We start from the raw sequence: 15715 nt of genomic DNA, 5'->3' as shown, positions 1-15715 counted from the left end.
TTTTTATATCCATTAATACTTTAAAAAAACATTTTTTTAGGTCGTCTGTAACTTAAATCTTTAACTAATTCAACTGCCAGTTCTTCTGGAACCTGACCAACTTCCACCAGCTCTCCCACATAATCTGCCAGCACTCTGCGGAAAATTTCATTTCTGGAATCATAAGACATCACTTTCCTGGAATCGGATACCATACCGGCATGTTTTGTTAATAAATCTACATTGGCAGTATACTCCAGGTTTTCTCTAATCCCAGCAGCGGTATCAGAGAGCCACCAGGCAGCCCCCATATAAAGATTTGGGAAAGCTCTTACAATTGAAGCCATTGTTGTTAAATAAACAGGATCCATACAGTAAAGTACTGAATCCAGCTCTCCATCCATTAAGTTAAATAAATATCTCAAATTATCAACAATATTTAAATCCTGTCTGCAGATATCTCCACCTGCATCAGCTCCAAGCTCTTCATCTAATTTATCACTGTAGTTTCTGACAGCACCGATATGTAAATGCATAACCCAATCTTTTTCTTTATTTAAGTCGACAAAATATTCCATTAAAAAAGCCTGGAAATCTAATACTTCCGTTTGATTAAGCTCTTCTTCTCTTGCTTTATTATATATTTCTTCTGCTCTCTTTTTAGCAACTTTTTTTGTATAAGGTGAAACCAAATCATGATCAGTCGATAAACAGCCCTGTTCTGCAAAATAATCATGAGATCCCTTTAAAGCTGCTAAAAACCCGTTAAGTGTATTGCTCTCTTCGCTATACATTTCTGTTATATCATCTACAAAGTTATTCCAGTTCTCATTTTGAGCAACTTTAAATGCAGGATCCGGACGCCAGGTGGGAAGAATTTTAATCTGATCCAGTTCTTCAGCAGCCCTTTTGTGATATTCTAGTTCAGAGCGGGGATCATCACTGGTACACATGATTTCAACCTTCATTTCTTTCAGCAGCTGCTGAGGTTTCATTTTTTCCTGCTTAAGTATTTCTTTACTTTGATCCCAGATTTCTGCAGCAGTTTCTTTAGAAATTAACTTTTCTATCCCAAATCTTCTTTTCAAATCTAAATGAATCCAATCATAAGTTGGATTCCCTATGAATTCAGGAAAGACTTCTGCTAAAGCAAACCATTTTTCTTTATTATTTGCTTTTCCTGTTATCTTTTCTTCCTCAACTCCACATCGCCTCATTAGTTCCCAGACATAATGATCAGTTTCTGCTTCAACTTCCCAGATATCATTCCAGCCCTGATTATCAATTATTTCTTTAATATCTCCGTGGTTATGAGCATCAATAATTGGTAATTCTTTCACTTCTCTATATAATTTTTTTGCTGTTTCAGTTCTTAATAAATAATTTTCATCCTGAAAGGACATTATTATTCCTCCTAAATTTTTTGAAAGTGTTTTCGCTTATAACATCTAATTTTTTTACATTATCCAAATTAATAATTTTATAATTTCATGGTACTCTCTCTTTTTATCAATTCTACAGTAAGGGTTATGTCCTTTTCTGCTATTTCTTCATTTTCCTCTTTATTTAATCTCTCCAGTAATATCCGGGCAGAAATTTTTCCAATCTCATCAATTGGTCTGCTGATAGTTGTCAGAGCTGGACTTGAGTATTCAGCAAAATTAACATTATCAAAGCCAACAACTCCAGCCTCTTTGGGAACATTTATCCCCCTTTTTTTCAGTTCTTTTAAAACCCCAAAAGCAGCTGCATCATTGGCTGCAAAAATCCCGATCCTTTTATCTTTAAGATTTTTCGAATCTAAAAATTTAGCAATATTTTGAGCTGCTTCTGATTCTACAAAAGATGAAGAAATAACTTTATAGTCAGATTGATCAACATTATTTTCCTGCATACAATCTTTAAAACCTCGCGCTCGATCTGCAGCAGTGACTGTGAATTCAGCTCCCTGCAGGTGAATAAAATAATTATAGTTGCATTCTATGAGATGTTCTGCAGCCTGATAGCCGCCCTTATAGTCATCGATTCTAATTTTATCTATTTTATCTGATTCAAGCTCACGATCTAAAACTACCAGTGGAATATCTTTTTTTATTAGTTGATTTAAATAAGAAGAGTTTAAGGATGTTGAGGCGAGAATAAAGCCATCAACCTGCCGCTGCATTAAGTGCCGCATATATTCTTTTTCTCTTTTGGAATCCCATTCAGTGTTTCCAATTATGGCGTAATAACCAGCTGCTCTAAGCTCTTTTTCTATACTTTTAACCAGATAAGAATAATAGAGGTTGGCAATATCAGCAATTAGAACTCCAATTGATTTGCTTTTTTTAGTCACCAGCCCCTGGGCCAGCCCATTTGGAATATAATCTAGTTCATCAACAGCCTTTAAAACTGCCTTTTCCTTTTCACGTGAAACATTAGCATTCTGATTAATGACTCTGGAAACAGTAGAAATTGACACATTTGCTTTTTCTGCTACATCATTTATTGAAACCACTTTCTTTCACCTCGGTTTAATTATCCTAGTTTTTTATTTTTATACAGATTCTTAATTCTACTTCTTACAGTTGATTTTATTAAAGTTATTTTTCTGACTAAATATAACTCAAAATACAGACCTGCTAAGTGCTTAGCCTGTTTAAACTACCAGCCAGATAAACACCGGCAGAGTAACTGCCATAAAAACGATAGTTGCAAAAATTGCTGCAGAAGCAAATGCACTCTGATGCCCGTACTTCTCCATAATAACCGAAGAGCTTGCAAAAACAGGCATTGCAGCCAGAATTGTCATTACACTTCTTAATAGAGATTGAATCGGAAAAAGTCCCAGACCATAATAAACTAAGGCAGGAAATAATAAAAGCCTCAAAAAAGATAGTAAATAGACCTTTTTGTTGCCCATCACCTCAGCAAAGGTGCTTTTGGCAAGCTGTAAGCCAATGAAAATCATTGCCAGCGGCACAGTAATTGCCCCAATACTATCAGTGATATTAATTACTGCTTCCGGCATAGTTGCTCCACTGAAGACAACAACTAAACCAAGTAAAAGGCCGACAATTGGAGGTGAAAAGATATTAGCCAGAAAATGACTCTCTGCATTCTGACCGCTGTCTTTTAATAGCCAGATCCCAACAGTCCATAAGATTAGCTGCATGCCAAAATCATATAAAATTGCTAAAATCAGGCCCTGGGCTCCAAAAAGCGCCAGACAAATTGGTGCTCCTACAAAAATATTATTGCTGAAGACGGTAACAAAAGCAAACTCTTCCTGTTCTCTTCTCGAATATCCCAGACTGCGACTAATAATTAAAATTATAAAAATTGAAATCACAGTAATAATCAGTGCTGAAACCGGTACAATCAAATACTGCCTCAACCTGCTGAGATCAAAATCTCTTACTATATTGGTAAAAATCAGCGCCGGAAAGGCAATATCTATTGTCAGTTCAGCTATTCCGTTTTCTGCCGCCTGTTTAATTTTACCTGAGCGATTTAAGTAAAAGCCAAGCGCTATTAAAACTCCCATCAACAATAATTGTTCTAAAACTGGATAAAAATCAGTCATTAATCAAACTCCTCTATTTTTATAAGCTAATTTTATCTTTCTATCTCCCCATTAAGAGCAGGGCCAGCTCATTATATTCTATATCTGAAACCTCTACTGTGCCAACATTTTTGCCTTCTTTTAATACAGTTACCTGATCTGAGCTACTAAACACTTCTTCAATTTCTTTGGTAAAATAGATAATAGTAATCTCATTTTTCTTCAAAATCTGCATGAAATTAAAAAATAGTCCTTTTTCTTTTTTAGAAAGCTCCACAACTGCCTGATCAATAATAACGAGCTCTGTTCCAAATGATAGAGCCTTCAGCAGCTCCACCAGCTGTTTTTTTAGCGGACTTAATTCCTGCATTTTCTGTTCTGGATAAATTTTTACTTCCAGCAGCTCCAATAGTCTTAAAGTCTCTTCAAACATTTTTTCATTATCAATTGATTTGAAAAACAAAAATTTCTTTATGGGTTCTCTACCAAAAAATATATTTTCAGCTACTGTCATCTCAGGGAAAACTGTTGACCTGTTTCCCGACTCGCCTTTTTTGTTAAATTTAAAAATTCCAAGGGGATCTTTTTCCGGATTAACAGCAGAATACTGATTGATAAAATAAAAAGTTTTTCTCCCCAGTTCCTGCAGCTCCTGCTGGCTGAGATTCTTATTTTTAAATCTTAATTCTCCCTCTCCACAGTCACTTTCACCTTTTAAAAACTCAAGCAGCTTATTTTTGCTTTCTTCATTTTGAAAGATCACTGAATGAATACTTTTACTTTTAACCTCTATTTCAAAGTCGTCTAAATAGTCATTACCATCTCTACTGAAGTTTAAATTTTCAACCTCTAAAATACTGCCTGCTGTCATTTTAAATCACCTTCTATAAATTTTATTTTCCCAAGTTAAAACTAATATAACATAATGTTTCTGATAAATGAAGCAGATCAGCATAATTTATAAGCAAAAAGGAGCCCGATTACAGCTAACCAGGCTCCTTCATAACTATTAATCTCTTTTTTAATTACAGAAGATATTTATTTAATGTTTTTCTCACTGCACCTTCTTCTGCGATCATTTCTTTAAAGTAGCCTTCGATTTTTTCTCCCAGACCAACTTCGTAAAGGTCAACTGCCATCAGTTTTTCGTTGCTTAAGATGTTATGCAGTTTATCTCCGACAGAATCTGGATTACCAATCTCAATACCTTCTAACTGAGGTGTCAGTTCATCCAGCATTGGGTCTGAACTTAAAGGCATCTCCTTGCCCTGGTCATCTACTGCCAGCAGATATCTTAACCAGCCTGCAATCGCGAGAGGTACTACAACCAAATCTGCTGGATCTAAGTCTTCAGCATCACGGTAGGATTTAATTGTCTCGCCAAAGCGGATTGCAACTTTCTGGGAGGTATCCTTAGCTATTCTCTGAGGTGTATCAGGAATATAAGGGTTAACCAGTCTTTCTTTAACTACCTCATCAATAAAATCCTTAGGGTCAAGCACACCTGGATCTACAACAACCGGTAGGCCTTCCTTGTAGCCAATCTGTTCTACTAAAGCTCTGATTTCCTGATCTTCCATTTCTTCTGCAATTGAAGTGTGTCCTAAAAGACAGCCGTAAACTGCCATTGCTGTATGAAGTGGATTTAAACAGGTAGTCACCTTCATGGTCTCAACCTGATTTACAGTATTGCGATCAGTATAGATTGCTCCTGCCTTATCAAGTGGAATCTTACCATTGGGGAAACTGTCTTCAATAACTAAGTATTCAGGTGCTTCTGCATTAACAAAAGCTGCAATTTCTGTGTTTTTATTTGTTTTTACAATCTCTGTATTTTCAAAACCAATTTCTTTAAGTTTTTCCTGAACTTCTGGCGCTGGTCCTGGAGTGATTTTGTCGATCATTGACCAGGGGAAACCAACCTTTGATTCATCACTTAAATAACCCAGGAATTCTTTTTCTACCAGCTCATTTTCCACCCACTTTTCAGCTACAGTTAAAACTGCATCTTTTAACTTCTGACCGTTGTGGGAACAGTTGTCCATACTGGCAAAGGCAAAGGGATAAGCACCTGCTTTGTAGCGCTCATAGGCTAAAGCTGTTACTTTTGCCATCAGGTGATTTAGATCTCCCTCAGGTCCAGTTTTGAAATCTTCTAAAACAAAGGGGAAAAATTCGCCCTCCATATTATCCAGAGCATAACCTTTTTCAGTCACTGTGAAACTGGCCATCTTTAAGCTCGGATTTTTAAAAATTTCTTTTAGTTTTCCCCAGTCTTCTTCAAACTGTGAATCAGCCTTTAAACCTTCAGTAATGCTGGCCAGCAGCGTCTTATCTAAATTGCCATCAGCAGACATCTTAACAACCAGACTCAAATTATCTGCCGGCTTATAAACTTTATCGATAATCTCATAGTCAAAGCCTTCGGCAGCTATGATACCTGTTTCGACTTCTCCTTCATTTAGTAATTCCTGCTGCAGACGGGCAATAAAGGCTCTAAAAATATTGCCTGCACCAAAATGCACCCATTCTGGATTTTCTTTTGTGTTATCTATTAAATTCTGATAGTCAAACTGCGGTGGATTAATTCCCGCTTCTTCCCACTGAGCTTGATCTTTTAATTCTTCTTTTTTAAGTGTTAACATATCGCTCTCCTTTCTTTTTACTTACTGCTTTTCTTAATTGCTTCCCAGAGTCCATTCAGATAAGTTGCTCCTAAAGCGCGATCATAAAGTCCATAACCAGGTTTTCCGGTTTCTCCCCAGATCATACGGCCGTGGTCAGGACGCAGAGGCCCTTCAAAACCTACATCATGGTAGGCCTTCATGATCTCATACATATCCAGTGAACCCTTTTCACTTAAGTGAGCAGCCTCTTCAAAACTGTCTTCACCGGTGATTTTAATATTTCTTACATGAGCAAAGTGGATTCTGTCTCCAAACTCTCTAATAATTGCCGGCACATCATTTTCGGGATTAACTCCCAGTGAACCGGAACAGAGTGCAAGTCCATTGGCAGGAGAATCAACTAATTTTAAAAACTTACGCAGATTTTCCTTGCCGACAATAACTCTCGGCAGTCCAAATATAGACCATGGTGGATCATCCGGGTGAATTGCCATTTTTATATTTTCTTCTTCAGCTACCGGAATAATTTCTTTTAAGAAATACTCTAAATTATCCCAGAGCTTATCCTCATCAATTTCTCTGTAGGCTGTCATTAAATCATTTAATTCGTCTTTGCCATAACTGGTATCCCAGCCGGGCAGATCAAGTTCTCCTCCAACTGGATCCATTTTATCTACTTCTTCTTTTTTGTAGATTAAAGCTTCTGAGCCGTCTTCAAGCTCATAATCAAGCTCTGAGCGAGTCCAGTCAAAAACAGGCATAAAGTTATAGGTTACAACCTCAATTCCTGCTTTAGCTAGGTTTCTTAAAGTCTCTTTGTAGTTTTCAATATAGCGGTCCCGGGGCTCAACACCCATTTTAATTGCTTCCGGCACCGGCACACTTTCGATTGCTGAAATTTCAAGTCCAGCTGCCTCTACCTTATCTTTCAACTCTTTAATTTTCTCATAAGGCCAGGCTTCTCCTGCTGGAATATCATAAATAGCTGTAACAATCCCTACCATACCAGGAATCTGTCTGATTTTTTTTAAGGTTACAGGGTCATCATCACCATACCAGCGAAAAGATAATTTCATAAGATCACTCCTTTTATTAGATAATTTTGTAATTTGAAAGCGTTTTCAAGAACAATAAAAAAATCTTTTTCTTTTTGCTTATTTAAATAATTCAAGGTTGAATTTAAAATTCCTGCCTGATTTTTTAATTAAGCAAAAAAAGATATATTCTGCAATAATTTATACATCTTTGATTAAAAAAGTTAAACCCCAGGCTTAAATCCAGACTGGGGTTTTAGTAGCTTACTTTTCTTTTACATTAACCTTTAAATCAGCTGTAATATCATCATATAGTTTTACTGGTACAGTATGCATTCCCAGTGATTTAATAGAATCATCAAGCTCAAGCTTGCGCTTGTCAATATCATAACCTTTAGCTGCTGCTGCCTCAGCAATATCTTTGGTATTTACTGAACCAAATAGTCTGCCATTGTCACCAGCTTTAACCTTGATTACAAATTTTTCTGATTCTAATTTAGACTTCAATTTGTTAGCATCATCTCTTTTTTCTGATTCAAGACGATTTTTCTTGGCTTCTTTTTCTTTCAGTTCTTTAATTTTCTGCTGAGTTGCTTCTACAGCCAGACCGCGGGGCATTAAATAATTGCGGGCATAACCATCAGCCGCATCTACAACATCACCTTTAGAACCTAACTTTTTAACATCTTCTGTTAATACTACTTTCATAATCTTTTACCTCCTTAAGCATTTTAACCGGGTTGATTAGTCTGCTTTCTAAAATTAAACCACATATCCAGCATTCCAAGTAAAATAAGAATAATCGGTACCGGTGGAAAAATAAAGATTAAAAATATCAAAAATGATTTCAGTAAAAAGGAATTACCCTTGGTTGATAAATAATACATTAAAACCGAAAATCCCTGCAGAAAAGCCAGGAAAAACATAAAAATATTTATATTTAAAAAGATTGGATTTGAAGTTAATAGAAGAGAAATAACAATTAAAATTGAAACAATCCAGCGGGGAAAATACCAGCTGCTGACTGCCTTATATAATTCTATATTTAAACCTCTTCTTCTTAAGTACCAGGCCGAAACATAATAATTTAAAATACCAGTCACTGTTGCCGATACAGCAAGCAGGGCAGGGAAAATCATTCTAATTAAACTCATTTGAGCTGTAACTAGCTGTTCAACTGACTGCTGGTCAAATTCGCTGCTTAAACTCTCTACAGCCTGCTGCAGTAAAGTTTGATAATTTAAATTAAGCATTCCCGATGAAACATAAAATATTAAAGCCTGTGATATAATTACTGTAATTACAGCTGTGATTAGGGTTTTTAGAGGTGATAGCCCCTCTTTGATCACATTACCAATTACAAAACCCACCAGTCCAAAACCAATTACAGTCATCAGACCCATTACGGTTCCGAATAAAAATCCATTTATTAATGCAGCAATTACAATTACCGTAATTACAGCATTACTTTCTTTTTTCTGCACAAGATAAACTATTGGCACCGGCCAGAGTATCATAACTGCCATTGATAAAAATGGAATAAAGTAGTTAACTGCAGTTAATAAAATTATGTAGGCCAGAGTTCTAATACTGTCTTTATAGTTTCTAATATCCATCTAATTTATCACCTCATCTGCCGGCAAAATAACACTAGTATTAAAGAAAGGAGGCGCCATCATAGATTTTGCCTCCTTAATTAAATGCTTATTCTTTTACATATGGCAGTAGAGCAACTGATCTAGCTCTTTTAACTGCCTGTGTAATTAATTTTTGGTGTTTGGAACAATTTCCTGTTACACGACGCGGCATAATTTTTCCGCGATCTGTCAGGTATCTATTTAAAGTTCTTAAGTCTTTATAGTCAATTTTTTTATCTTCGTTTGCACAAAAATGGCAAGATTTATTTCTACCTCTAGGCATTAAGATTTACCTCCTTTTTAAAATGGTACATCAAAATCATCAGCATCAAAATTATCATCAAATTGGGCATCAAAATCATCCTGCTCCTGTTTCTTATTCTGCTGAGCCTGATTATTATTCTGCTGCCTGTTATTCTGATTATTCTGAGACTGTCCCTGATTATTATTTCGGCTACCGTTATTGTTACCGAAATCTAGAAAACGCACATTATCAGCATTTACTTCAGGATTTATATAAGTTCTGTTGTTATTTTCACTCTTACGAATCTGTAAGGATCCGTCAACTCCAACCAGTCTACCTTTACCGAGATGACGGGCACAATTTTCCGCCAGACCCCGCCAGGTTACAATATTGATGAAATCTACATCTCTATCACCATTGCGGTTGGTATAATTTCTCTCCACAGCCAGTGTAAAATTACAGACGGGAGTTCCATTACTGGTATAGCGAAGTTCAGGATCTCGTGTCAGGCGGCCGATTAAAACAATTCTGTTTAACAAGAGTATTCACCACCTAAATTTATATTATGCATCATTTCTAACTACTAAATAACGAAGTACACCATCCATAATCTTAAAGATTCTCTCTAATTCATTAACTACAGTAGTTTGAGCATTGAACTCTAAGATTGTGTAGTCACCAGAACGATAATCTTTAATCTCATAAGCTAACTGCTTTTTACCCCAGGCATCAACCTCGGTTACTTCTCCTTCGTGCTCAGAAATAGCATCCTTTACACGCTGAAGAATTGTTTGCTTTTCTTCATCTTCAAGATCTGGCTTAAGTACAAAAGTTGTTTCGTAATCTCTTTTTCTTGTTTCCATTTACATTCACCTCCTCCACACGGACTAATGGCCCTGCTGCTAGCAGAGCGTGGGTTTTTAACCAATCTAAATTATAACACCTCTTTACTTAAAATGCAAATAAAAAATAAAGCATTAAAGCAATTAGCCAGCCTCCCAAAATATCGGAAGGGTAATGAACCCCAACCATGATTCTCGTAAAAGCAGTTATCACTGCCAGAACAAACATTATAATCCCCAGTTCAAAGCTGATCTTTAAAACAACCAGCGAAATAATCAACGAACTGGCTGTATGAGTACTGGGAAAAGCATGATCCTCCCGCTGTTTAACTAAATTTTGCAGACCGTACTCAGCAAAAGGTCGCCTCCGGTTATATAAGCCTGGGATTAATTTTACTATCAAATATACAGACGCCGGAATTAAAATAAAAGTTCTGAGCCTGGGATCACTGTTATAGATCAGCCAGCCACCAACTGCAAAATAAATTGTTGAAAAAAACTTAGAAGAAAATTTTGTAATAAAAACTGCCAGCTTTGAAACCAACTCATGGCTGACAGTAAAATTATACAGTCCGAAAAATAGTTTTTGGTCAATTTTATTTATCATAGCTACTGCCTCTTAACTTTCCTGCTGCTTTAGAAAAATCAGTATTTAAAGCTTTATACTACCTAGGTTATTTCTTTTCTAATTCACTACTTCAATCGGAATAGGCTGAAATATATTACACGGAGATTATTACCACTTTATTTTATGAATTCAATCGAAGTAGATTTTTAGATAAGTGTTTAAAGCTTTATATTACCTAGATTGTTTGAGTTATAATTTGCAACTTCAATCGGAATAGGCTGAAACATAGTTGATTATGTTAAAATTATTTGCTGTTTGACCGAAGGGAGTTCAAATAATTAATAATCAACTATCTATTGAAGCCGTCAATGGAGATTGTGTGCAAATTATAACTCAAATAAGATCAGACATTAAACCTAAAGTGACAAACATCTCCATCCTGCATTATATAATCTTTACCTTCCAGGCGTAGAAGACCTTCCTCTCTGGCATCAGCCATTGAGCCAACTCTCTTTAAATCTTCGAAACTTACAATTTCAGCTCTGATAAATCCTTTTTCCATATCACTGTGAATTCTACCAGCTGCCTGAGGTGCTGTGGATCCCCTCTCTACTGTCCAGGCCCTGCACTCTTTTTCACCTGCAGTTAAAAAAGTAAGTAAATTTAATAATTCATAACCTGCTTTGATTACTCGATCCAGACCAGAATCATTAAGGCCGAGCTCATCCAAAAACATCTCTTTTTCATCTTCGTCCAGCTCAGCAATATCAGCTTCAATCTTAGCACTAATTTCAACTACCTTGGCACCATCACGCTCAGCATGTTCTCTTACCTCTTTTACAAGCTGATTCTGACCGGTGTTAATATCATCTTCATTAACATTTGCCAGATAAATAATTGGCTTCGCACTTAAAAGCTGCAGTTCTTTAACCAGCCGCTCTCCGGTTTCGGAAAGTTCAAGCTGCCGGATGTTTTTACCCTCTTCCAGAGCATCTGAAATCTTCTCCAGAGATTCAACTTCTTTGAGATATATTTTATCTCCACTTTTAGCCTGCTTTTTAGATTTTTCGAGTCTTTTTTCTACCTGAGCCAGGTCAGCCATCATTAATTCTGTATTAATAATGTCAATATCTCTATCTGGAGATATTTTACCGTCAACATGGGTTATATTTTCATCATCAAAACAGCGAACTACCTGAGCAATCGCATCTACTTCTCTGATGTGAGCTAAAAATTTATTACCCAAACCTTCACCTCGGCTGGCTCCCTCTACAAGTCCAGCTATATCTACAAATTCAATCACTGTAGGTGTTTTCTTTTCTGGCTGATATTTATCTGCCAGCCAGTCCAGGCGCTCATCAGGTACCGGTACAACTCCCACATTAGGATCTATAGTACAAAAAGGATAATTTGCCGCATCAGCACCTGCTTCTGTCAGAGCATTAAAAAGAGTCGATTTACCTACATTTGGCAGTCCAACAATTCCTATTTTCATTAAAAAATCTTCCTTCCTAAATAATTAAAGTTTTTTCTTAACACTTTTTTCGAATTTATTTCTTGGTAACATAATTACTCGCTCACAGGTCTCACATTTTGCTTTAAAATCCATGCCGACCCTCAAAATTTCCCAGGTCTTACCTCCACAGGGATGTGTTTTTTTAAATTCTACCCTGTCACCTACTGAATAGTCTTCCGGCATTTAAAGACCTCCTTTATTTTCTATTATTTTCGCTCCTATGATTAAAAATCTAACTTAAAAGTAAATAAAGAATTAAAATCAAAGCTGCCACTAAGAAAATAACAAAAAGACAGCCAGGATCTTTATAAAACGGCTTATCTGCATTGATATCATAACTAAAGCTTCCTTTTTTTCTGGCTTTTTTAAGATATTTAATAGATTCCGAATAATTTCCCTCTTCCCGATAAATCACACCCAAATTATTATAGGCAGGTCCATATTCTTCATCTAACTTAATTGCCTTCTGATAAAGTTCTTTGGCTCTCTTTGAATTACCCATCTCTCTGGCTATACTGCCGAGGTTAGTTATAGCAGGAGCAAAATCTGGATCCTGCTGCAGTATTTGATTGAGCAGTGACTGAGCCTGATTAAATTCTTTATTATAGATGTGAATAACGGCCTTTTTGTTCAGAGCAGGCACAAAATTTGGCTTTTCCTTTAAAAAATGATCAAGCTTTTTTTTAGCTTTTTTTCGGCGCCCTTTTTCCATTAAATTGACACATTCCTGATAAAGTTTTTTGTTCTCATCTTCCAGCTGATTTTTATATGTTTCTTCTCTCATTTTATCCACCTACTTTTAATTAACTTCAATTTAATATTATATCACACAGTTACCTAAAACTGCAAAAATGGCCCTAAGTGGGCCATCTGCAGATATTAATTTTTTAGCTATTATTTTTTGTTTAGCTAAAGTTCTAAAGTTCTTTTAAGTATCAAACCAGCATCATTTACCAGTGCAAATCAGGATTTCTAGCAGCTGCTGTTTCATCAAGCTTTCTAACAGTTGTTGTATGGGGGGCATTTATAACCAGTTCTGGATCTTCTTTTATTTCCCGGGAAATAGTCAGCATAGTTTCCACAAAATGATCCAGAGTTCCTATATTTTCAGTCTCTGTCGGCTCAATCATCATAGCCTCTTTAACTACCAGCGGGAAATAAATTGTTGGTGCATACTGATCATAATCTAATAATCTTTTTGCTATATTAAGGGTTGATGCCCCTTCCTCCTTCTGCCGGCTGCCGGAGAGGACAAACTCATGCAGGCTTTCTTCAGCATAGGGAAGTTCAAAGTCCTTTTTAAGTCTCGCTTTTAAATAGTTAGCATTTAAAACAGCATTTTCTGTTGTCTCTTTAAGTCCTTTGCCACCTACAGTTTTAATATAGGCCCAGGCTCTGAGCATTACACCATAATTTCCATAAAAGCTGTGCACTTTCCCAATTGATTTTGGCCGCTGATAATCCCAGAAATATTTTTCTTGATCCTTTTTTAAAACTGGCTTAGGCAGATATGGAGCTAAAAAGTCCTTTACTCCAACCGGACCAGAACCAGGTCCACCTCCACCGTGAGGAGTTGAAAATGTCTTATGCAGATTAAAGTGCATTAAATCAAAATCCATCAGCCCGGGTTTAGCATAACCCATGATAGCATTCATATTAGCGCCATCATAATATACAAGGCCTCCGACTTCATGAACCATTTCAGTTATTTTTAAAATATCCTCTTCAAAAATACCAAGAGTATTGGGATTGGTCAGCATTAGAGCAGCAGTATTTTCATCGAGCGCTTCTGCCAGGGCGTCCAGATCAACCATACCTCTTTCGTTAGAAGCAATTTCAACCACATCAAAACCAGCCATTGCTGCACTGGCAGGATTGGTTCCATGAGCTGAATCCGGTACAATTACTTTTGTTCTATTTTCTTCACGATCTTCAAAATATTTTTTAACTATCAAAAGAGAAGTAAATTCGCCGTGTGCCCCTGAGGCAGGCTGAAGTGTGATTTCATCCATAGCACTTATTTCTGCCAGATCTAACTTCAACTGATATAGTATTTCCAATGAGCCCTGCAGCTGTTCTATCGGCTGATAGGGATGAATATTGCTCAGGCCAGAAATTCTGGCCACTCTTTCATTTCTTTTAGGATTATATTTCATAGTACAGGAACCAAGTGGATAAATTCCGGAGTCAACCCCATAATTCATTTCGCTTAATGCCGTATAATGACGAACTACATCAACTTCACTAACTTCCGGCAGTTCAATCTCTTCTCTTAAATAACCAGCTAAATTTTCGTTTATATCGCTTTTTCCCACCTCAAGCGGAGGTAGAGAATAACCTCTGCGTCCAGGACTGCTGTAATCTTTTATTAATTTTTCCTCCACTTAAAGCACCTCCAGTTTTTCTACTAATTTATCCATTTCTGCTTTGCTTCTTTTTTCAGTTACACAGACCAGAATCCCTTCACTGCCCGCCTCTTTTAAATCATAACCGGCAATTATATCATCAGCTAAAAGTTCCTTAATCAATTCTGTACTGTCCTTTTCAGTTTTTAAAACAAATTCATTGAAGAAATTTTCCTTATTTAAAACCTGATAACCGGCCAGCTGATCAAGTTTATCAGCTAAGTAATGAGCTTTATGATAGGACTGCTCTCCAACTTCTTTTAGACCTGCTTTACCCATTGTGGAGAGATAAATTGTAGCCATTAAAGCGTTTAGGGCCTCATTTGTACAGATATTGGAAGTTGCCTTTTCTCGGCGAATATGCTGTTCCCTGGTCTGCAGAGTTAGCACAAAACCTTCTTTTCCGTCAACATCAGTTGTTTTTCCAACTATTCTACCCGGAAGCTGTCTGAGCATCCTCCTATCATCTTTACAGGCCATAAAACCAAGGTATGGTCCTCCATAATTGAGGCCACTGCCGAGGTTTTGTGCTTCTCCAACTACAATGTCAGCACCAAAATCAGCAGGTGCTTTTAAAACTCCAAGTAAGACTGGATTGGCGATTACCAGCAGTAAAGTTTTTTTGTTGTTTTTAACCATTTTTGAAATTTCTTCCATTTTTTCTATAGAGCCATAGAAATTTGGATACTGCAGAACTACAACTGCAGTCTGATCATCAAGATTTTCTTTAAGCTGAGTCGGGTCAATAAACTGATCCTCTGTTTCTAAATCAACAAAATCAAGATCTACTCCGGCTCCATAAGTTTTGATAACTTCTCTATAAGCAGGATTAATTGTGTCAGGCAAGATCACCCTGGAATTTCTGGTGATTCTCGCAGCCATCGTAACCGCTTCTGCAGCTGCTGAGCCGCCATCCAGCATTGAGGCGTTAGCAATACCCATCCCTGTTAGATCACAGATCATACTCTGGTATTCGTAAATTGCCTCCAGAGTCCCCTGGCTCAATTCAGCCTGATAAGGGGTATAGGCCGTATAAAATTCCGAACGAGAAATTAAAGCATCTATTATACCGGGAACATAATGATCATAGGCCCCTGCTCCCAGGAAAGAAATCTGTTGATCAAGGCTTTTGTTCTTAGCTGCCTGTGCCTGAGCCTTTCTCATCAATTCCATTTCGGAAATTCCTGACTCAATATTTAATTCATCATCTGCTGATACTGCTTCTGGTATCATCTGAAAAAGATCTTTAATCTCTTTAATTCCAATCTCCTTCAGCATTTTATTTTTTTCTGCTGCTGTATTGGAAATATAATCCATGC

Annotated in this window: 17 protein-coding genes; all 17 read right to left on the bottom strand. The window is 36.8% G+C overall.

Annotation, left to right across the window (positions count from 1 at the left end; all coding sequences use genetic code 11):
* Window positions 1-20: 20 nt before the first annotated feature.
* Window positions 21-1382: a glucuronate isomerase gene (uxaC, locus tag C8C76_RS09195; protein WP_108140958.1), complete on the bottom strand. Its 1362-nt coding sequence runs from the start codon at window positions 1380-1382 to the stop codon at window positions 21-23.
* 77 nt (window positions 1383-1459) lie between these two features.
* Window positions 1460-2476, bottom strand: a complete 1017-nt coding sequence (locus C8C76_RS09190) for a LacI family DNA-binding transcriptional regulator (RefSeq protein ID WP_108140956.1) — start codon at window positions 2474-2476, stop codon at window positions 1460-1462.
* A gap of 141 nt (window positions 2477-2617) precedes the next feature.
* Complete coding sequence (locus C8C76_RS09185; protein ID WP_108140954.1) at window positions 2618-3544, bottom strand: AEC family transporter; 927 nt, start codon at window positions 3542-3544, stop codon at window positions 2618-2620.
* Between the two features lie 40 nt (window positions 3545-3584).
* Entirely contained in the window at window positions 3585-4394 is an 810-nt protein-coding gene (locus C8C76_RS09180) for an ATP-binding cassette domain-containing protein (RefSeq protein WP_108140952.1), read from the bottom strand.
* Between the two features lie 154 nt (window positions 4395-4548).
* Window positions 4549-6168: a mannitol dehydrogenase family protein gene (locus tag C8C76_RS09175; RefSeq protein ID WP_108140950.1), complete on the bottom strand. Its 1620-nt coding sequence runs from the start codon at window positions 6166-6168 to the stop codon at window positions 4549-4551.
* Window positions 6169-6185: 17 nt separating this feature from the next.
* A complete protein-coding gene (gene uxuA / locus C8C76_RS09170) occupies window positions 6186-7226 on the bottom strand; it encodes a mannonate dehydratase (protein ID WP_108140948.1) in 1041 nt (346 codons plus the stop codon).
* Between the two features lie 222 nt (window positions 7227-7448).
* Window positions 7449-7892: a 50S ribosomal protein L9 gene (gene rplI / locus C8C76_RS09165; protein ID WP_108140946.1), complete on the bottom strand. Its 444-nt coding sequence runs from the start codon at window positions 7890-7892 to the stop codon at window positions 7449-7451.
* A 23-nt stretch (window positions 7893-7915) separates the two neighbouring features.
* Complete coding sequence (locus C8C76_RS09160) at window positions 7916-8800, bottom strand: DUF2232 domain-containing protein (protein ID WP_108140944.1); 885 nt, start codon at window positions 8798-8800, stop codon at window positions 7916-7918.
* An 88-nt stretch (window positions 8801-8888) separates the two neighbouring features.
* Window positions 8889-9104: a 30S ribosomal protein S18 gene (gene rpsR / locus C8C76_RS09155; RefSeq protein ID WP_073157999.1), complete on the bottom strand. Its 216-nt coding sequence runs from the start codon at window positions 9102-9104 to the stop codon at window positions 8889-8891.
* 17 nt (window positions 9105-9121) lie between these two features.
* The gene (locus tag C8C76_RS09150) at window positions 9122-9604 is read right to left on the bottom strand and encodes a single-stranded DNA-binding protein (protein WP_108140942.1); all 483 of its coding nucleotides are present in this window, start codon (window positions 9602-9604) and stop codon (window positions 9122-9124) included.
* A 24-nt stretch (window positions 9605-9628) separates the two neighbouring features.
* The gene (gene rpsF, locus C8C76_RS09145) at window positions 9629-9928 is read right to left on the bottom strand and encodes a 30S ribosomal protein S6 (RefSeq protein ID WP_108140940.1); all 300 of its coding nucleotides are present in this window, start codon (window positions 9926-9928) and stop codon (window positions 9629-9631) included.
* An 88-nt stretch (window positions 9929-10016) separates the two neighbouring features.
* The gene (locus C8C76_RS09140; protein WP_108140938.1) at window positions 10017-10514 is read right to left on the bottom strand and encodes a phosphatase PAP2 family protein; all 498 of its coding nucleotides are present in this window, start codon (window positions 10512-10514) and stop codon (window positions 10017-10019) included.
* A 364-nt stretch (window positions 10515-10878) separates the two neighbouring features.
* A complete protein-coding gene (gene ychF, locus C8C76_RS09135; RefSeq protein WP_108140936.1) occupies window positions 10879-11970 on the bottom strand; it encodes a redox-regulated ATPase YchF in 1092 nt (363 codons plus the stop codon).
* A 24-nt stretch (window positions 11971-11994) separates the two neighbouring features.
* A complete protein-coding gene (locus tag C8C76_RS09130) occupies window positions 11995-12174 on the bottom strand; it encodes a DUF951 domain-containing protein (protein ID WP_108140934.1) in 180 nt (59 codons plus the stop codon).
* A gap of 49 nt (window positions 12175-12223) precedes the next feature.
* Window positions 12224-12775 carry a tetratricopeptide repeat protein gene (locus C8C76_RS09125; RefSeq protein WP_108140932.1) on the bottom strand — a complete coding sequence of 184 codons (552 nt, stop codon included), beginning with the start codon at window positions 12773-12775 and terminating at the stop codon, window positions 12224-12226.
* A 166-nt stretch (window positions 12776-12941) separates the two neighbouring features.
* Window positions 12942-14375: an aminomethyl-transferring glycine dehydrogenase subunit GcvPB gene (gene gcvPB / locus C8C76_RS09120; RefSeq protein WP_108140930.1), complete on the bottom strand. Its 1434-nt coding sequence runs from the start codon at window positions 14373-14375 to the stop codon at window positions 12942-12944.
* On the bottom strand, window positions 14376-15713 hold the full coding sequence (gene gcvPA, locus C8C76_RS09115; RefSeq protein ID WP_108140928.1) for an aminomethyl-transferring glycine dehydrogenase subunit GcvPA: 1338 nt from the start codon (window positions 15711-15713) through the stop codon (window positions 14376-14378). It abuts the gene before it with no gap.
* Window positions 15714-15715 lie beyond the last annotated feature (2 nt).

The sequence above is a fragment of the Halanaerobium saccharolyticum genome (assembly GCF_003053565.1).
Taxonomy (GTDB): Bacteria; Bacillota; Halanaerobiia; order Halanaerobiales; family Halanaerobiaceae; genus Halanaerobium; species Halanaerobium saccharolyticum_B.
This window is presented reverse-complemented; position numbering and strand designations above follow the sequence as displayed.

What these genes read in the sequence shown, in the direction of transcription:
- uxaC (WP_108140958.1), bottom strand. Translation starts at nt 1,382, where the DNA reads ATGTCCTTTCAGGATGAAAATTATTTATTAAGAACTGAAACAGCAAAA.
- C8C76_RS09185 (WP_108140954.1), bottom strand. Translation starts at nt 3,544, where the DNA reads ATGACTGATTTTTATCCAGTTTTAGAACAATTATTGTTGATGGGAGTT.
- C8C76_RS09180 (WP_108140952.1), bottom strand. Translation starts at nt 4,394, where the DNA reads ATGACAGCAGGCAGTATTTTAGAGGTTGAAAATTTAAACTTCAGTAGA.
- C8C76_RS09175 (WP_108140950.1), bottom strand. Translation starts at nt 6,168, where the DNA reads ATGTTAACACTTAAAAAAGAAGAATTAAAAGATCAAGCTCAGTGGGAA.
- uxuA (WP_108140948.1), bottom strand. Translation starts at nt 7,226, where the DNA reads ATGAAATTATCTTTTCGCTGGTATGGTGATGATGACCCTGTAACCTTA.
- rplI (WP_108140946.1), bottom strand. Translation starts at nt 7,892, where the DNA reads ATGAAAGTAGTATTAACAGAAGATGTTAAAAAGTTAGGTTCTAAAGGT.
- C8C76_RS09160 (WP_108140944.1), bottom strand. Translation starts at nt 8,800, where the DNA reads ATGGATATTAGAAACTATAAAGACAGTATTAGAACTCTGGCCTACATA.
- rpsR (WP_073157999.1), bottom strand. Translation starts at nt 9,104, where the DNA reads ATGCCTAGAGGTAGAAATAAATCTTGCCATTTTTGTGCAAACGAAGAT.
- rpsF (WP_108140940.1), bottom strand. Translation starts at nt 9,928, where the DNA reads ATGGAAACAAGAAAAAGAGATTACGAAACAACTTTTGTACTTAAGCCA.
- C8C76_RS09140 (WP_108140938.1), bottom strand. Translation starts at nt 10,514, where the DNA reads ATGATAAATAAAATTGACCAAAAACTATTTTTCGGACTGTATAATTTT.
- ychF (WP_108140936.1), bottom strand. Translation starts at nt 11,970, where the DNA reads ATGAAAATAGGAATTGTTGGACTGCCAAATGTAGGTAAATCGACTCTT.
- C8C76_RS09130 (WP_108140934.1), bottom strand. Translation starts at nt 12,174, where the DNA reads ATGCCGGAAGACTATTCAGTAGGTGACAGGGTAGAATTTAAAAAAACA.
- C8C76_RS09125 (WP_108140932.1), bottom strand. Translation starts at nt 12,775, where the DNA reads ATGAGAGAAGAAACATATAAAAATCAGCTGGAAGATGAGAACAAAAAA.
- gcvPA (WP_108140928.1), bottom strand. Translation starts at nt 15,713, where the DNA reads ATGGATTATATTTCCAATACAGCAGCAGAAAAAAATAAAATGCTGAAG.